Genomic DNA, 14742 nt, shown 5'->3' on the forward strand with positions numbered 1-14742 from the left:
TCGGGGCGGGCCGTCCTGGCATTCAGCGCCGCGGGCGTTGCCGTAGGCCGCGACCTGACCGGCGGCTAGAAGATCTTGAGGATGGAGTGGCCAGCGCAGCAACGCGGGGTAGCCGGAGGCCAGGGACTTGTGTCACTCGGTGAGGGCGCTTTGTGCGTGGGCGTCTGTTTCCTGTGAGGCGGCCCAGGAACCGAGCAGGCGTAGCGCGTCCTCGGAGGGGGAGCCGGGCTCGGCAGTGTAGATGGTGAGGGTGAGGCCGGGTTCTGCGACCATTTCCAGCCCTTCGTAGGCGAGCGTCAGGTCGCCGACGATGTGGTGGCGGAAGTTCTTGGCGCCGGTGCCGTGGTGCCGGACGTTGTGGGCTCCCCAGCGTTTCCGGAACTCGTCGCTGCGGGTGGAGAGTTCACCCACGAGGTCGTGGAGATCCTTGTCGTGGGGATCGCGGCCGGCTTCCGTACGGAGAATGGCGACGCAGATGTCGGCGGCGATGTCCCAGTCCGGGTAGAAGCGGTGCGCCTTCTCGTCCAGGAACGTGTGCCGTGCGATGTTGGCGGGGCGCTGCTGCTGGGCGTACACCTCGGCGTAGAACGCGCGGGCGAGCCGGTTCCCCGCGAGCAGGTCCATGCGGCCGTTGCGCACGAACGCGGGACCTTGGGTGACGGCGTCGAGGGCCCATTGCAGGCTGGGGCGCACCGACCACTGCCGCGCGGTGCGCCGCCGGGGCCGCATGAGGGTGCTGCTGCCGTCCGCGGCGCGGGCGAGGTCGAACAGGTGAGCCCGTTCTGCCTCGTCGAGCTGGAGCGCCCGTGCGATGGCGTTCAGGACGCCAGGCGATACTCCGGCGAGGGAGCCCCGTTCGAGTTTCGAGTAGTACTCGATGCTCACTCCGGCCAGCGACGCGACTTCGCTGCGGCGCAGTCCCGGGACCCGCCGGTTGGGGCCGGCGGGCAGGCCGGCCTGCTCCGGGCTGATCTTGGCGCGCCGCGAGACGAGGAACTCGCGGACCTCGGTGCGGTTGTCCACGTCTTCGACGGTACGTGTCACGGCTGGCCGGTGGGGTGCCCTGTCAGTACACCTTCCAGGAGAAACTTCCTGAGCGGGTGCCGCCGGGGTTTGCTGGGTGGCGATGAACGCAGCCACCGGCCGCCGCGACCACGGGGGTGATTGTCGTCGTCCCAGGCGGGTAGCACCCCCGTACGGCGGCATCATCACAGCCTGCCCGGGTAGGCCGGGGAGGAGTCGCGGCCGGTCCTTCGGAAAGGGAAGAACCTGTGCGTGGTGTTGTCATGCATGCCCCCGGCGACATTCGGGTGGAAAGGCGGGAGGACCCCCGGATCCTGCTCCCGACCGACGCGATCATTCGCCTGTCCGCCACCTGTGTCTGCGGTTCGGACCTGTGGCCGTACCGTGGCGTGGAAGCGGTCAAGGGGCCGGCCCCGATGGGCCATGAGTACGTCGGCGTCGTCCAGGAGGTCGGCAGCGAGGTCACGAACGTCAAGCCGGGCCAGTTCGTCATCGGTTCGTTCTTCGCCTCGGACAACACCTGTGAGATCTGCCGGGCTGGCTACCAGTCCTCGTGCCTCCACCGGGAACTCGTCGGCGGGCTCGGCGCCCAGGCTGAGTACCTGCGCGTCCCGTTGGCCGACGGCACTCTGGTCCCCACGCCCGACACTCCCTCGGACGACCTGATCCCGAGCTTCCTCGCCGCCTCCGACGTGCTCGGCACCGGCTGGTTCGGCGCCGTCGCCGCCCAGGTCGGCCCGGGCAAGACCGTCGCGGTCGTCGGTGACGGTGCGGTCGGGCTGCTCGCCGTGCTGGCCGCCAAGCAGCTCGGCGCGGAACGCATCATTGCGATGAGTCGGCACGAGCCCCGCCAGAAACTGGCGGCCGACTACGGCGCGACCCACATCGTCACCGAGCGGGGCGATGAGGGCGTCGCGCGCGTCAGGGAGCTCACGGACGGCCTCGGGGCGCACTCGGTGATCGAGGCGGTCGGTACCCAGGAGTCGATGATGCAGTCCATCCGCTCCACCCGTCCGGGCGGTCACGTCGGCTACGTCGGGGTCTCCCACGGCGTGCAACTCCCCGGCGAGGAGCTGTTCTTCTCCCACGTGCACCTGCACGGCGGTCCGGCGCCCGTGCGCCGCTTCCTGCCCGAGCTGATCGACCTGATCTGGAACCGGCAGATCGACCCCGGCAAGGTCTTCGACCTCACCCTCCCGCTTGACCAGGCCGCCGCGGGATACCGGGCCATGGACGAACGCCGCGCCATCAAGGTCCTCCTGAATCCCTGACGACCCGCGGCCGGTGGAGGAAACGGGTGGGCGCTCTGCTCCGACGCGGCATCATTCGCCTGGCCAAATCCGACAACAAGTTGCTGCACCCAGCAGGCCGTACCGCAGAGGAGGACACCGTGGAAGCTCTGACCAAGCAGCCGTCGGTCAAGGGACCGGCCGACTGGTTCACCGGGGACGTCTGGTTCGACCAGCTCGTTCCCATGACCGGGCCGTCCATCGGTCGGTGCAACGCCGTGCACTTCGCCCCCGGCGCCCGTACCGCCTGGCACCGGCACGCCAACGGGCAGCTGCTGCACGTCACCGAGGGCATCGGGCTGACCCAGTCACGTGGCGGCGAGGTCGTCGTCATCCGCCCTGGCGACACCGTCTGGTGTCCGCCCGGCGAGTGGCACTGGCACGGCGCCGCCCCGGAGCATTTCATGACCCACCTGGCCATCTGGGACGGTCTCGCCCCAGGGCAGGAGGGGCCAGAAACGGAGTGGGGCGAGCACGTGACCGACGACGAGTACGGCCGGCAGTCCGCGTGACCACCTGCCACCGGCCGCGTCGTCCCGCGGCCGATGGCCACCCATCGACCACCTCCACCGTGGTACGCCTGCCCGGCTCACGTCGTGCTTCGTCCACCCGCAGGGCCCGGCGAGGAGGCCGCTTCACTCGCTGGCGGCGAAGCGTTCCACGTTGTCGATCGACCCGACGATGAGGATCAGGTCACCGTAGGCGAGCACCGTGTCCGGGGTGGCATGGGTGAACTCGGGACGTCGGCCCATCGGTGGGGCCTGTGGTTTGACCGCGACCACCGTGACTCCCCACCGGCTGCGCAGTCGGGAGTCCCGCAGCGGCACGCCGACGACCTCGCGCGGCGGGGTGGTCTTGACCACGGCGAAGTCGGCGTCCACCTCGACGTAGTCGAGGATCCGGCCGGAGAGCAGATGGGCCACCCGTTCGCCCATGTCGTGTTCCGGCGCGACGACCTTGTGGGCGCCGACCCGGGTGAGGATGTGCCGGTGCTGGTCGCTGACCGCCTTGGCCCAGATGTCGGGGATGCCGAGTTCGGCCAGCAGGCTGGTGGTGAGGATGCTGGCCTGGATGTCCGTGCCGATGGCCACGACAGCGCGCCGGAACTCGGCCACCCCGAGCTGTCGCAGCGCTTCGATGTCGGTGGAGTCGGCCCTGACCACGTGCGGCAGGCGGCCGGACATCGCCTGCACCACCTTTGGTCGGTGGTCGATGCCGAGCACTTCGGTGCCGCGGCTGACCAACTCCAGGGCCAGGGCGCCGCCGAAGCGGCCCAGGCCGATGACCACGACGGGTTCGGTCACGTCAGCCAACGATCGTCCTTTCCTCGGGCAGTTCGTAGCGTCGGGTGCGGTCGCGCAGCGCCAGCGCGGTGGCCAGGGTGAGCGGCCCGATCCGGCCGGCGAACATCAGCACGACCAGCAGCAGGTCCGCCTGCGGTGGCAGGCTGCCGGTGATCCCCGTGGACAGCCCGACGGTGGCGAAGGCCGACACCACCTCGAACAACGCCCGCTCGAGACCGTGCGGCGTGATCGCCACCAGGGCGAATGTGGCGGTGACCACGGCGCCGACGCTCAGCAGCGCCACGGCGAGCGCTTGTCGCTGGTTGCTGGGCGGAATGCGTCGCTGCCCGACGTTGACGTGGCTCTCGCCGCGCATCTCCGACCAGAGTACGAACGCCAGCAGCCCGAACGTGGTGACCTTGACGCCGCCGGCGGTGCCGGCGCTGCCGCCGCCGATGAACATCAGTACGTCGCTGGCCAGCAGGCTCTCGGGTCGCATGGCGCCGATGTCGAGGCTGTTGAACCCGGCGGTACGGGTCATCGCGGAGGCGAAGAATCCGGCCAGCAGCTTCTCGGGGCCCGTCATCGGACCCAGCGTGTCCGGGTTCGTGAATTCCGTGACGGTCAGCACGGCAGTGCCCAGCACCAGGAGCGTCACCGTGAGAGTGACGGTGAGGCGGGTCATGACCGACCACAACGCGGGTCGGCGCCAGCACCGCGCCAGCTCGAACACCACCGGGAACCCCAGACCGCCGAGGATCACCGCGCCGGCGACGGTGAGGCTGATCCAGGGGTCGGTGACGTAGCCGACGAGGCTGTCCGCGTTGGTGGAGAATCCGGCGTTGTTGAATGCCGACACCGCGTGGAACACCCCGTGATAGATCGCCGGCCCCGCAGGTTCGCCGTACCCTGCGGCGAACCGCAGCGCCAGTGCCACGGCCACGACGGCCTCGCTGGCGAGGCTGAACAGCACGATCCGCCGGACCACCCCCCGTACGTCGGTGAGATCAAGGCTCTTGGTCTCCGCCTGTGCGAGGAACCGGGCCCGCAACCCCAGCCGCCGTGACACGAGCACGGTGAACAGAGTCGCCACCGTCATGATGCCCAGCCCGCCGGCCTGGATGAGCAGCAGGATGACCACCTGCCCGAACGACGACCAGTAGCTGCCCGTGTCGACCGTCACCAGACCGGTGACGCACACCGCCGAGGTCGCGGTGAACAGCGCGTCGACCAGCGGCGCCCGCTGCCCCGACTGGGTGGCCACCGGCAACGACAGCAGCCCGGTGCCCACCGCGATCGCCGTGCCGAACCCGACGGAGATCACCTGGGCCGGATGCCGGAACCGGGTGCTGCGCCGCTGCCACACCGGCCGACGGGTCATCAGGGCCACGACGAACCCGCTCGCCCCGGCCCTGCTGCCGGCGTCGTCTGCCACGTCTGTCGTGCCCGCATCACGCCTGGATACTGCCACGACCCGACCAGCGCCGATCACCAGCCACGGCTCCGCGCGACGCAGGTCAGCGGCCCGAGCGGGGGGCCGATATGATCGCCGGGCTCCATGGCGCGCCGGGAAGTCTGGTCGGCACCGTTACCCCGTCGTGCTCCCCGGAGGGTCACCCGTGCTGCTGCTGTCGTTCGCTGTCGTCCTGCTCGCCGCCGTGCTGCTGTCGGCGCTCGCGCACCGCACGATCCTGTCCACCGCGGCGTTGTTCCTGGTCGCCGGGTTCATCCTCGGAGAGGGCACCACCGGCGTGCTGCACCTGCACGCGGATTCGCCGATCGTGGCGCAGCTGGCCGAGCTGGCCCTGTTCGCGGTGCTGTTCACCGACGGCATGCGGGTGGGTTGGGCGGACCTGCGGTCGGCATGGCGGCTGCCGGGCCGGGCGTTGGGATGGGGGCTGCCGCTGACGCTGCTGGTCACCGCGGTGCTGGGGCACTACGTGGCCGGGCTGGGCTGGGCGGAGGCGCTCCTGATCGGCGCGATCCTGGCCCCGACCGACCCGGTGTTCGCCGCCGCGCTGGTTGGCAACGACAAGGTACCGGCCCGGCTGCGGCATCTGCTCAACGTTGAGTCCGGGGTCAACGACGGCCTGGCGCTGCCGTTCGTGGTGGTGCTGCTGGCGGTCGCCGCCGGCTCGGACGATCTGCATGTGGGCGAACTGGGCATCGAACTGGCCGTCGGGCTGGCGATCGGCGTGCTGGTGCCGCTGGTCGCGATCGCGCTGGAGCGGACCCGGTTCTTCGCCGCGTCGGCGGCGTATGCGCCACTCAACGGGGTGGCGATCGGCCTGCTGGTGCTCGCGCTGGGCAAGGCCACCCACGGCAACCTGTTCCTGGCGGCGTTCGCCGCCGGCATCACCGTGGCCACGTTCGGGCCACGCGAGCGGGCGGCCTTCGAGCACTTCGGGGAGAACGTCGCCGAGCTGCTGAAGCTCGCCGCGCTGCTGGTGTTCGGGGCGCTCATCTCACCGGCGTTCCTCGGTGAGATCTCGTGGACCGGCTGGGTGTTCGCGGTGCTGGCGATCGTGGTCGCCCGGCCGATCGCCCTGTGGATCTCGTTCCTGCGCAGCGGGCTGAGCCTGCGGGAGCAGGCCGCGGCGATGTGGTTCGGGCCGAAGGGCTTCGCCTCGGTCGTCTACGGGCTGCTGGTGCTGGAGTCGGGCATCGGCGCCGCCGACGAGGTTTTTCACCTGGTGGCGTTGACCATCGTCATCTCGATCCTGGCGCACTCGTCGACCGACGTGGTGGTCGCACGGGCCTTCGACGACACCCGCCACACCCCGAACTGGCACGGCGTGCTGCGCCGGATCCAGCGGGCACGCCGCACGGCGCCCGTGCCCGGGCAGCGCGCGGCGGCCACCACGGCCGAGGCGGCCACCGCGCGGGCCGGCCGGGACGGCGGCACCGAGAACGGCGAGACGGTGGGGGATCAGGCGAACGCGAAGTAGCGCAGCCACAGGTAGGGCACGGCCAACCCGACGGTGACCAGGGTGACCAGGACGCCGTACCGGGTGAACTGCCAGAAGGTGATCCGCTGCCCGGCGCGTTCGGCCAGGCCGAGCACGACGACGTTGGCGGAGGCGCCGACGGCGGTGGCGTTGCCACCCAGGTCCGCGCCGAGCGCGAGGGCCCACCACAGCACCCGGGACTGCTCGGCGCCGCCTTGGGCGTGGACCAGGTCGGCGACGACCGGGCTCATGGTCGCCACGTACGGAATGTTGTCGACGATCGCGGACAGCGCCGCGGATCCCCAGAGCAGCACCATCGACGCCGGCAGCAGCCGCCCGTCGGTGGCGCTGATCGCGGCGCGGGAGATCTGCTCCACCACGCCCGTGTTCACCAAAGCGCCGACCATGATGAACAGGCCGGCGAAGAACACCAGGGTCGGCCACTCCACGTCCCGGCTGATCTGCCCGGGATCGAGGCGGGACAACGCGAGCAGCAGCAGGCCGCCGAGCAGGGCGACCACCGCGGGTTCCAGGTGCAGGACGGTGTGCAGGACGAACGCGGCGGTCACCGCGGCCAGGACGGCGAGCCCGAGCACCAGCAACCGCCGGTCCCGGATGGCGTCGCCCTCGTGCAGGGCGGCGATCTGCGCGGCCCGCCGCGGGTCGTAGCGGAACGCCGAGCGGAACAGCACCCGGCACAGCCCGAGGAAGACCACCAGCAGCAGCACGACGAACGGGGCCAGGTGGACCAGGAAGTCGTTGTAGGTCAGCCCACCCCGGCTGCCGATGATGATGTTGGGCGGGTCGCCGACCAGGGTCGAGGTGCCGCCGATGTTGGAGGCCATCGCCTCGGCGATCAGGAACGGCACCGCCAGCACGTCGAGACGCTCGCAGACCAGGAAGGTGACCGGGGCGATCAGCAGAACGGTGGTGACGTTGTCCAGCGCCGCCGAGGCGACCGCGGTGATCACCACGAGGATCACCATCACCCGGTACGGCCGTCCCTGGGCGCGCTTGGCCGCCCAGACGGCGACGTACTCGAAACCACCGGTGCGTTTGAGGACGGCGACGATGAGCATCATGCCGACCAGCAGGAAGATCACGTTCCAGTCGATGCCGGCCTGCTCGGAGAAGAACGCGTGCGCGGTGTCGGTCGCGCCGATCAGGAACATCACCGCCGCCCCGCCGAGGGCCGCGGCGACCCGGTGGATCTTCTCGGTGGCGATCAGCACGTACGCGACGGTGAAGGCGGCCACCGCCGCCCAGGCCACCCCGGTCACGCGGTGAGCATCCGGTCGAGCAGGGCGTCGAGGGTGATCCCGCCGACCATCGGCTCCCGGGGCGCGGCCACGGCCACCAGCGGACTGCGCTTCTGCGCCATCACCGCGGCGATCTCGAGCACAGTCGCCTGGGGCTCTACCACCGGCGGTTCGGGGTGCTCCTTCGGTAGCAGGTCGGCGACCGTACGCCCCTCCGCGCCGCGCAGGAACACGTCCGCCGACGGCTCGTCGATCATCCGCGCCAGGGTCGGGTCCTCTCGGCAGTAGCCGGGGATCACCAGGCGCAGCACCTGGGTGCCGGGTAGCACGGTGACCGGGCGGCTGCGGTTGTCGACCACGATCAGACCGGGCAGGTTGTAACCGGCGAGCAGGCGGGCCGCCTCCAGCACCGACGTGGCTACGGTGATGGTCGGGAAGGGCACGGCCAGTTCTCGGGCTCGCACGACGACTCCTGTGGGTGCTGGATGCGACGGGACCGCACGCCGACCAGGCTTCCCGGCACACCGACGATCACCCTAGCCCCCGGCGGCCCCACCGGTACACCCGAACCGACTGCGGTAACCGATCGGCGCTCCTGCAGCCACCTGTTCGGAGTGGCAGCAGCGGCCGGCAGCGAACCGGTCACACCGCGATCCGCCACCGGTCGAGTCAGCTGTTCAGGTCACGGCGGTTGAAGGCGGCAACCGCCAGGCCGAGGAATAGCGCGGTGGCGCCGGTGAGGATCCCGAGGTCGGGCCACTGGAAGCCGTGCCGTAGCGGTTCGCCGGCGAGGTAGTAGTGAAATGGCGAGAGGTACTGCAGGGCGTCGGCGCCGATCTGTCCGGCGATGGTCTGCGCGGCGTAGGAGAGCACTGCGACGGCGGCGGTACCGGCCAGGGCGGCGGCGCGTCTTCCGGTGAGCGCGCCGATGGCCAGCGCGATGGTGCCGAACAGGACGGTCAGCAGCGCGAGCGCCACGCATTGCGCGGCGAACTGGGTGGGACTGATGCTGCCGAGTTGGGCGCCGGGGCGGACCGCCAGCATGGCCAGCCACACCACCGCTGCGATCAGGGCGGCTCCGGCGGCCAGGGCGGCGAAGCGGTGCAGCACGAGGCGGGTACGGCTGACCGGGTGGGCGAGCAGCAGGTCGAGATAGCCTAACTCCTCGTCGCCGGCGATGGCGCGGGTGCCGGCGCTGATGCCGTAGCTGACGGCGATCAGCGGGACGATGATGCCGAAGACGCTGGATCCGAGGTATCCGGCGGCCGAGGCGAGGTCGTCCATGCGTAGGGCTTCGCGTAGGCCGGGCGAGAAGCCCTGTACGGCCTGGCCCATCGCCCCGCCGGCCACCTGGGGGTAGAACCCGGCGTACATGGCGCCGACGGCGGCGGTGCCGACGGCGAAACCACCCAGGCCACGCCGACCGTCCCAGAGGGTCTTGCTCATGATGTCAGACACGGGTGGCCTCCATCGCGTTGTCGTCCGTCCCGTAGTAGGCGAGGAACAGTTGTTCCAGGTCGGGGGTGGTCGCGCGCAGTGCCGCCACCCGGTGCCCCGCGAGCAGTCGGATGAGTCCGTCGGGACTGCCCGCGAGTTGGAACCGCGCCGTATCCCCGGCGACGGCCAAGCCGGTGACCCCTGCCAGCGCGGCGATCTCCGCCTCCGGTGGCGCGTCCGTGAACGTGACTTCGACCTCGTGCAGCGTGCTCGCTCGCAGGTGGGCGACGGTGTCGCAGGCGACCAGGCGTCCGGCGCGGATGATGCCGACCCGGTCAGCGACCGCCTCGACTTCACTCATGATGTGGGAGGACATGAAGGTCGTCTGCCCGCCGGCCTTCGCCTCCCGGACGAGGTCGAGGAAGGTCTGTTGCACCAGCGGGTCCAGGCCCGAGGTCGGTTCATCCAGGATCAGTAGCTCTGGCCGGTGCATGAATGCCTGAACCAGACCCACCTTCTGCCGGTTGCCTTTCGACAGCGTTTTGATCTGCGCGCTGAGGTCCAGGTCCAGCCGCTCGGCAAGCTCGGTGATGCGGACCCTCGGGACGCCGCCGCGCAGGTCGGCCAGGAAGTTCAGGCATTCGTCGACCCGCTGGCGGGGGTTTACCACGAAGTCGCCGGCCAGGTAACCGATGCGGCGGTGCAGCGGCACCGCGTGCCGTCGCGGTTCCTCGCCGAACACCAGGGCCCTACCGCTGGTGGGCCGGATCAGGTCCAGCAGCAGTCTGATCGTGGTCGACTTTCCCGCCCCGTTCGGGCCGAGGTAGCCGAACACCTCGCCGCGCGTCACGGACAGGTCCAGGTCGACCAGGCCTCGACGGCTGCCGTAGTTCTTGCCCAGCTTCTTCAGCCGGATCACGTCGCTCATGTCTTCGACAATATCGTCTCTTCAAAGATTTTTGAAGAGACGGAGCTGTTAGAGTGACCTGGGTGACGATCTCGCGGGAAGGACGCTGATGACGTCGTTGAGCGAACCGGCCGAGCGGCTCGCGCTCGCCCTCGCCGATGGTGGCATGCAGCGCAGCACCGCACGGGTGCTGGCGGGGCTGCTGTTCACCGACCAGGAAGCGATGACCGCGGGAGACCTCGTCGACACCTTGGGCATCAGCTCGGGAAGCGTCTCCACCGCCCTGAAGTCCCTGTCCACCGTCGGCCTGATCGAGCGCGTACCCGCCCCGGGCAGCCGGCGCGACCACTTCCGCGTCCGCGAAGGCGCCTGGGCGACCCTCATGTCGAGCCAGAACACTGCCGTCGCCATCATGCGCGACGCCGCGGAACAGGGCATCGCGACCGCCGGAGCGAACAGCCCCGCCGCACGGCGGCTGGTGGAGATGCGCGACTTCTACGACTACCTCTGGAAGGAACTGCCAGCCGTCATCGAGCGCTGGCGAGAACAGCGCAGCGGCTCGTGAACCCGCCCGCCGGCGTCGGCCGGGCCGGCCGGCCACACTGGCGCAGCACCAAGGACATGAAGGGCTGAGGCGGGACGACCCCGTCGGGACTACTCTCCGTCGAGGCTGGGGGCGGTCGCCGCCGCGCGGCAGACCTCCGTCTGCCCGATCCGCTGCACCATCCGCCCGGCGTCAAGGCGCTGCGGGTCGGCCCGCCAATGGCCCACGGCCACCCTCGGCCCCGACCCTCACGCCCCACCTCGCGACCGGCGCCTGTCGGCGTCCTGGATCGCGTGCCGGACGGCTAGACGGATCACCCAGTAGAGAACGAACAGGCTCAGCGCGTAGAAGAGGACGGCTGCGAGTGTGGCTTCCATGATCGTGAACCGTAGGGGCCAACAGTCACTGCCGCTACCGCCGTTCGTGCAGTTGAGACGATCCGCTGACGCGGACGCCCGCGACAGCGGCAGACGGCTGACCGGGGCTCGACAGGCGTCTCACACTGCCCGCACCCCACCAGATCAGCCCCTTGCCGGAAGCTGCCGGAGTCGTGAGGATGAGCCCACCTCGCGAAGGAGCACTGATGTCAAACCCCCGCAAGCATCCGGTGGAACAACCCGTCTTCCGGTCGCTGATGTTGACCTCACTCTTCTTGGGCGTCGTGCTTCTCGCCCTGAACGAGTCGCCGTCGAGCGGCTTTGTGAGCGTCGCAGCGCTGGTGTTGCTCGCCGTTTTTGTGGTCTCCTTCGGCCTCTACTGGCTGGCTTGGGTGCTCCGGGAACACGAGCTGTGGCGCGAAGGACGCCAGGGCGAGGGGGCGTAGATCGAGGTGCGTGCCCAGGGCAACCGGCCTCCGCTGAGCAGCAGAGGGCCTAGAGCTTCGATCAGCAGGTCCGACAGCTCAACAAGGCCCGAATTGACGTACAGCATCGGGGGATGCGCGCCGTCGACCCGATAGCGCCAGGAGGCCGTTACCGCGGTCGCGCGATCGTGCGCAAGGTGGGGTGATGGCCCAGGCGGCCGGATACGGTGGAGCGCGGCGACAGCCGGTCGCCCTGCTTGCTCGCCGGGAAGAGGTGTCTCTGATGGCCGATGGGCCGATCCTGGTGCTCGGGGCGACCGGCGGTCAGGGCAGCGCCGTTACCGAGGCGTTGCTGGCCCGCGGGGCCCGGGTGCGGGCGTTGGTGCGCGACCCGAAGCGCGGGGCGGCTCGCCGGCTGGCCGACCGGGGTGTCGAGGTGGTCGGGGGATCGCTGGATGATCGCCGTTCGCTGGCGACGGTGATGGCGGGCGCGAGGGCCACTTTCGCGCTCACGACCCCATTCGAGGCGGGCGTGGATGCCGAGGTGGCCCAGGGGCGGGCGATCCTGGCAGCCGCCGGCGAAGCTCGAGTGCCCCACCTGGCGTTCAGTTCGGTGGCCGGCGCCGACCAGGGAAGCGGTGTGCCGCACTTCGACAGCAAGGCACGCATCGAAACCGAGCTGGCGGCGGGCGACGTCCCCTACACGATCTTGGGGCCGACGTACTTCTTCGACAACGCCCTCGGCGGGGCGGACCGCATTCGCAGCGGGGTACTCGATCTGCCGCTGCCGGCGGATCGACCGTTGCAGCAGCTTGCCCGCACCGACCTTGGCGTCTTCGCCGCGCAGGTGCTACTCGACCCCGCTCCCTACGTCGGGCGGCGCATCGAGCTGGCCAGCGATGCCCCTACTCCCGGCCGGATGGCGGCCGCGCTGAGTGCGGCGCTGGGACGGGACGTACGCCATGAGGAGGTGCCGCTGGCCGCCATCGGCGATCCGGACATGCACGCGATGTGGGCGTTCCTGAACGGGCCGGGCTACCAGGTCGACATCGCCGCCCTGCATGCCGCCCACCCCGAGGTTGGTTGGACCAGCTTCGCCGACTGGGCCCACCAGACGTTCGGATCCGTTCCGTGACCACTCCCGGCGGGAACGTCGCCACCACCATGCTCGGCACCGGTCCGGGCTTGGGTGACGTAGGGAATCGCCGCCGGTCACGCCGGCCCCGCGCGTTTCGGTACCACCCGCTGCGGTCCAGGTTGAGCCCCTCCCGCCCGCCGGTCGATGACCGCGGCCGGGCCGGCGGCGCGACGGACACCGGCGCCGGTGGTCAGGGTGCGTACTGCGTGCGCAGTTGCTGGTGTCCCAGCCGGCGTGCTGGGCGGGCGGTGCGGCCACCGCCGGACGGCGGGCGTGGCCCCGGTGCGGGCGATGGCGGGTACGCGAGGAGCGTTCACAGGCATGCGGAAGGACGCCACGAGGCGAGGGTGATGCGTACCGGATCATCATGCCCGCTCGCCACGACGGCGCGGTCCGTCGAGACGCTCAGCGAGTCCTCTTCGTCGCCCGCTTGCGGGGCGGCGTCAACAGGTCGGCCACCGCCGCGATCGCGGACGGCACCAGCCGGTAGTACGCCCAGACGCCGCGCTTCTCGCGCTCGAGCAGGCCGGCCTCGGTGAGGATCCGAAGGTGATGACTCACGGTCGGCTGGGAGAGCTTGAGCGGCGCGGTGAGGTCACTCACGGACGCCTCGCCCTGCGGAGCGGACTGGATCAGGCTGAGCAGCCGCAGTCGGGCCGGGTCGGCGAATGCCTTCAGCACTCCCGCGAGCCGCTCGGCGTCGGCACGCTTGATCGGCTCGCCGGCCAGCGGCGAGATAGCAGGCATAGCAGTTTTCGCAGTTCCCACGCCCTCCATCGTTGCATTTACACGGGCGATAGGCTGGCGAAATCGGAACCGAGACCCCGATGGCGATGGCGATGGATGCTGTGGCCGGGCCGGCGAGGTTACGAGCCGCCGACCGAGCTTGTCGGGATTACGTACCTCCCAGATGTGCCTGATCGGGTCGCCTGCGATCTCGTCCGCGCGGGACGCATGCGTGCGGTGATCATGGCCGGCTGATAGCCGGCCTGCCGTTCGACCCCGCCCGCTCCGATGTCACCGTCCGGCTCGGCGATGTCGAAGTGTGGCGGCTGGTCGCCGGCGTCCACCATCCCGTCCACCTCCATCGGGTCGGCTTTCAGGTGCTCTCGCGCGGCGGCCGGCCACCGCTGCCCCATGGCGTGGGCCTCCAAGGACACCGTCTCCCTGCGGCCAGGCGATTCGGCGGAGATCATCACGCGTTTCGACGGCTACCGCGGCCGCTGTCCCGTCCACTGCCACAACGCCGAACACGAGGACATGGGAAGGATGGCCAACCTCGAGATCACCTGATCTTTGCGCACCACGGGCATCTCGGCGAGCAGGCCGTTGTCGCAGGTCCGGTGGCTTATGGTGGGAGGCCGGAGGCGCCACTGTCGCCGCAGGTCGGTGCGAGCCGACGCCCCGATGAACCGCTAGGAACCTTCACATTGCCCGGCCGAATGGTGGGCCGATGACCGAGAGGACGTCGTCCGTGCCGATTGACGTCGGGAGAGCTGACGTCACCAACTCCCGCTTCGCCTACGCCGGAACGCTCGCCGTGCGGACGGGGAACGTGGGCGACGTCAACCGCTGCTGAGATGGACTGGGCCGGATGGGCGTTGTTCGGGTTGGTCGCCACCGCGGCGCTCACCGCAGCGCTGATCGCTGCTCAACTGGCCGGCCTCACGCGTCTCGACCTTCCCCTGGTGCTCGGAACCCTCGTCACCGAGGATCCCGACCGCGCCCGGGTCGTCGGGTTCTTCATCCACCTCGGTGCCGGTCAGGGCTTCGCTCTCGGTTACGCGGCCACGTTCGCCCTGCTGCACCACGCCACCTGGTGGATCGGAGCGCTGTTCGGGATGCTGCACGTCGGGATCGCGCTGACGGTGCTCCTGCCGCTGCTTCCGGGTGTCCACCCACGCATGGCCTCGCAGCGGGCGGGCCCGGCCAGCACTGCCGTGCTGGAGCCGCCCGGCCTGCTCGCTCTCAACTACGGCATCCAGACTCCGGCCGTCGCGGCCGTCGTCCACGTCATGTACGGGGTAGTCCTCGGACTGCTCCTCAAGGCCGAATGACCCGAGTCCCACCACCGTCCCCCCGTCCTGCGCTGCGTCCACCGGTGCCCGCACG

At 70.3% G+C, this 14742-nt stretch carries 18 protein-coding genes and 1 pseudogene; 10 read left to right on the forward strand and 9 right to left on the reverse strand.

What is annotated here, in order from left to right; translation table 11 throughout:
* Positions 1-132: 132 nt before the first annotated feature.
* The gene (locus ABZ570_RS01325; protein WP_358055471.1) at positions 133-1023 is read right to left on the reverse strand and encodes a helix-turn-helix transcriptional regulator; all 891 of its coding nucleotides are present in this window, start codon (positions 1021-1023) and stop codon (positions 133-135) included.
* Positions 1024-1271: 248 nt separating this feature from the next.
* On the opposite strand from ABZ570_RS01325, the gene ABZ570_RS01330 reads away from it, so the two are divergent.
* Positions 1272-2294 carry a zinc-dependent alcohol dehydrogenase family protein gene (locus ABZ570_RS01330; protein ID WP_358055473.1) on the forward strand — a complete coding sequence of 341 codons (1023 nt, stop codon included), beginning with the start codon at positions 1272-1274 and terminating at the stop codon, positions 2292-2294.
* A 119-nt stretch (positions 2295-2413) separates the two neighbouring features.
* Positions 2414-2824: a cupin domain-containing protein gene (locus ABZ570_RS01335; RefSeq protein ID WP_358055475.1), complete on the forward strand. Its 411-nt coding sequence runs from the start codon at positions 2414-2416 to the stop codon at positions 2822-2824.
* Positions 2825-2947: 123 nt separating this feature from the next.
* On the opposite strand, the gene ABZ570_RS01340 is transcribed toward ABZ570_RS01335, so the two are convergent.
* Both ABZ570_RS01340 and ABZ570_RS01345 read right to left on the reverse strand, forming a co-directional pair.
* Complete coding sequence (locus tag ABZ570_RS01340; RefSeq protein ID WP_358055478.1) at positions 2948-3616, reverse strand: TrkA family potassium uptake protein; 669 nt, start codon at positions 3614-3616, stop codon at positions 2948-2950.
* Between the two features lies 1 nt (position 3617).
* The gene (locus ABZ570_RS01345; RefSeq protein ID WP_358055703.1) at positions 3618-4976 is read right to left on the reverse strand and encodes a potassium transporter TrkG; all 1359 of its coding nucleotides are present in this window, start codon (positions 4974-4976) and stop codon (positions 3618-3620) included.
* Positions 4977-5193: 217 nt separating this feature from the next.
* Here ABZ570_RS01345 and ABZ570_RS01350 point away from each other — a divergent pair, with 217 nt between their 5' ends.
* On the forward strand, positions 5194-6543 hold the full coding sequence (locus tag ABZ570_RS01350; protein ID WP_358055480.1) for a cation:proton antiporter: 1350 nt from the start codon (positions 5194-5196) through the stop codon (positions 6541-6543).
* On the opposite strand, the gene ABZ570_RS01355 is transcribed toward ABZ570_RS01350, so the two are convergent.
* From ABZ570_RS01355 to ABZ570_RS01370, 4 genes are all read right to left on the reverse strand, one after another.
* Positions 6525-7823 (reverse strand): ArsB/NhaD family transporter, encoded by a 1299-nt coding sequence (locus ABZ570_RS01355; protein ID WP_358055482.1) that lies wholly within the window; start codon positions 7821-7823, stop codon positions 6525-6527. The two genes, ABZ570_RS01350 and ABZ570_RS01355, sit on opposite strands and share 19 nt — an antisense overlap.
* Entirely contained in the window at positions 7820-8266 is a 447-nt protein-coding gene (locus tag ABZ570_RS01360) for a CBS domain-containing protein (RefSeq protein ID WP_358055484.1), read from the reverse strand. The genes ABZ570_RS01355 and ABZ570_RS01360 overlap by 4 nt, the downstream gene beginning before the upstream one ends.
* A 205-nt stretch (positions 8267-8471) precedes the next feature.
* On the reverse strand, positions 8472-9260 hold the full coding sequence (locus tag ABZ570_RS01365) for an ABC transporter permease subunit (RefSeq protein WP_358055487.1): 789 nt from the start codon (positions 9258-9260) through the stop codon (positions 8472-8474).
* Positions 9253-10167: an ABC transporter ATP-binding protein gene (locus ABZ570_RS01370; RefSeq protein WP_358055489.1), complete on the reverse strand. Its 915-nt coding sequence runs from the start codon at positions 10165-10167 to the stop codon at positions 9253-9255. The genes ABZ570_RS01365 and ABZ570_RS01370 overlap by 8 nt, the downstream gene beginning before the upstream one ends.
* A gap of 88 nt (positions 10168-10255) precedes the next feature.
* Here ABZ570_RS01370 and ABZ570_RS01375 point away from each other — a divergent pair, with 88 nt between their 5' ends.
* Positions 10256-10711 carry a MarR family transcriptional regulator gene (locus ABZ570_RS01375; RefSeq protein WP_358055491.1) on the forward strand — a complete coding sequence of 152 codons (456 nt, stop codon included), beginning with the start codon at positions 10256-10258 and terminating at the stop codon, positions 10709-10711.
* A gap of 227 nt (positions 10712-10938) precedes the next feature.
* On the opposite strand, the gene ABZ570_RS01380 is transcribed toward ABZ570_RS01375, so the two are convergent.
* Positions 10939-11067 (reverse strand): hypothetical protein, encoded by a 129-nt coding sequence (locus ABZ570_RS01380; protein ID WP_358055493.1) that lies wholly within the window; start codon positions 11065-11067, stop codon positions 10939-10941.
* Positions 11068-11273: 206 nt separating this feature from the next.
* On the opposite strand from ABZ570_RS01380, the gene ABZ570_RS01385 reads away from it, so the two are divergent.
* Positions 11274-11513 carry a hypothetical protein gene (locus ABZ570_RS01385; RefSeq protein ID WP_358055495.1) on the forward strand — a complete coding sequence of 80 codons (240 nt, stop codon included), beginning with the start codon at positions 11274-11276 and terminating at the stop codon, positions 11511-11513.
* 184 nt (positions 11514-11697) lie between these two features.
* Positions 11698-12627 (forward strand): NmrA/HSCARG family protein, encoded by a 930-nt coding sequence (locus ABZ570_RS01390; protein WP_358055497.1) that lies wholly within the window; start codon positions 11698-11700, stop codon positions 12625-12627.
* Positions 12628-13035: 408 nt separating this feature from the next.
* On the opposite strand, the gene ABZ570_RS01395 is transcribed toward ABZ570_RS01390, so the two are convergent.
* On the reverse strand, positions 13036-13407 hold the full coding sequence (locus ABZ570_RS01395) for a metalloregulator ArsR/SmtB family transcription factor (RefSeq protein WP_358055500.1): 372 nt from the start codon (positions 13405-13407) through the stop codon (positions 13036-13038).
* A gap of 212 nt (positions 13408-13619) precedes the next feature.
* On the opposite strand from ABZ570_RS01395, the pseudogene ABZ570_RS01400 reads away from it, so the two are divergent.
* The 4 genes and pseudogenes from ABZ570_RS01400 to ABZ570_RS01415 all read left to right on the forward strand — a co-directional run.
* A pseudogene (locus ABZ570_RS01400) lies at positions 13620-13745 on the forward strand (multicopper oxidase domain-containing protein); the annotation flags it as partial.
* Between the two features lie 22 nt (positions 13746-13767).
* Positions 13768-13923 carry a multicopper oxidase domain-containing protein gene (locus ABZ570_RS01405; protein ID WP_358055502.1) on the forward strand — a complete coding sequence of 52 codons (156 nt, stop codon included), beginning with the start codon at positions 13768-13770 and terminating at the stop codon, positions 13921-13923.
* A gap of 160 nt (positions 13924-14083) precedes the next feature.
* Entirely contained in the window at positions 14084-14209 is a 126-nt protein-coding gene (locus tag ABZ570_RS01410) for a hypothetical protein (protein WP_358055504.1), read from the forward strand.
* Between the two features lies 1 nt (position 14210).
* A complete protein-coding gene (locus tag ABZ570_RS01415) occupies positions 14211-14687 on the forward strand; it encodes a hypothetical protein (RefSeq protein ID WP_358055506.1) in 477 nt (158 codons plus the stop codon).
* Positions 14688-14742 lie beyond the last annotated feature (55 nt).

The organism is Micromonospora sp. NPDC007271 (assembly GCF_040634005.1).
In the GTDB taxonomy this organism is placed as follows: domain Bacteria; phylum Actinomycetota; class Actinomycetes; order Mycobacteriales; family Micromonosporaceae; genus Micromonospora.

What these genes read in the sequence shown, in the direction of transcription:
- ABZ570_RS01395 (WP_358055500.1), bottom strand. Translation starts at nt 13,407, where the DNA reads ATGGAGGGCGTGGGAACTGCGAAAACTGCTATGCCTGCTATCTCGCCG.
- ABZ570_RS01390 (WP_358055497.1), top strand. Translation starts at nt 11,698, where the DNA reads ATGGCCCAGGCGGCCGGATACGGTGGAGCGCGGCGACAGCCGGTCGCC.
- ABZ570_RS01375 (WP_358055491.1), top strand. Translation starts at nt 10,256, where the DNA reads ATGACGTCGTTGAGCGAACCGGCCGAGCGGCTCGCGCTCGCCCTCGCC.
- ABZ570_RS01385 (WP_358055495.1), top strand. Translation starts at nt 11,274, where the DNA reads ATGTCAAACCCCCGCAAGCATCCGGTGGAACAACCCGTCTTCCGGTCG.
- ABZ570_RS01415 (WP_358055506.1), top strand. Translation starts at nt 14,211, where the DNA reads ATGGACTGGGCCGGATGGGCGTTGTTCGGGTTGGTCGCCACCGCGGCG.
- ABZ570_RS01405 (WP_358055502.1), top strand. Translation starts at nt 13,768, where the DNA reads ATGGCGTGGGCCTCCAAGGACACCGTCTCCCTGCGGCCAGGCGATTCG.
- ABZ570_RS01410 (WP_358055504.1), top strand. Translation starts at nt 14,084, where the DNA reads ATGACCGAGAGGACGTCGTCCGTGCCGATTGACGTCGGGAGAGCTGAC.
- ABZ570_RS01345 (WP_358055703.1), bottom strand. Translation starts at nt 4,976, where the DNA reads ATGACCCGTCGGCCGGTGTGGCAGCGGCGCAGCACCCGGTTCCGGCAT.
- ABZ570_RS01380 (WP_358055493.1), bottom strand. Translation starts at nt 11,067, where the DNA reads ATGGAAGCCACACTCGCAGCCGTCCTCTTCTACGCGCTGAGCCTGTTC.
- ABZ570_RS01370 (WP_358055489.1), bottom strand. Translation starts at nt 10,167, where the DNA reads ATGAGCGACGTGATCCGGCTGAAGAAGCTGGGCAAGAACTACGGCAGC.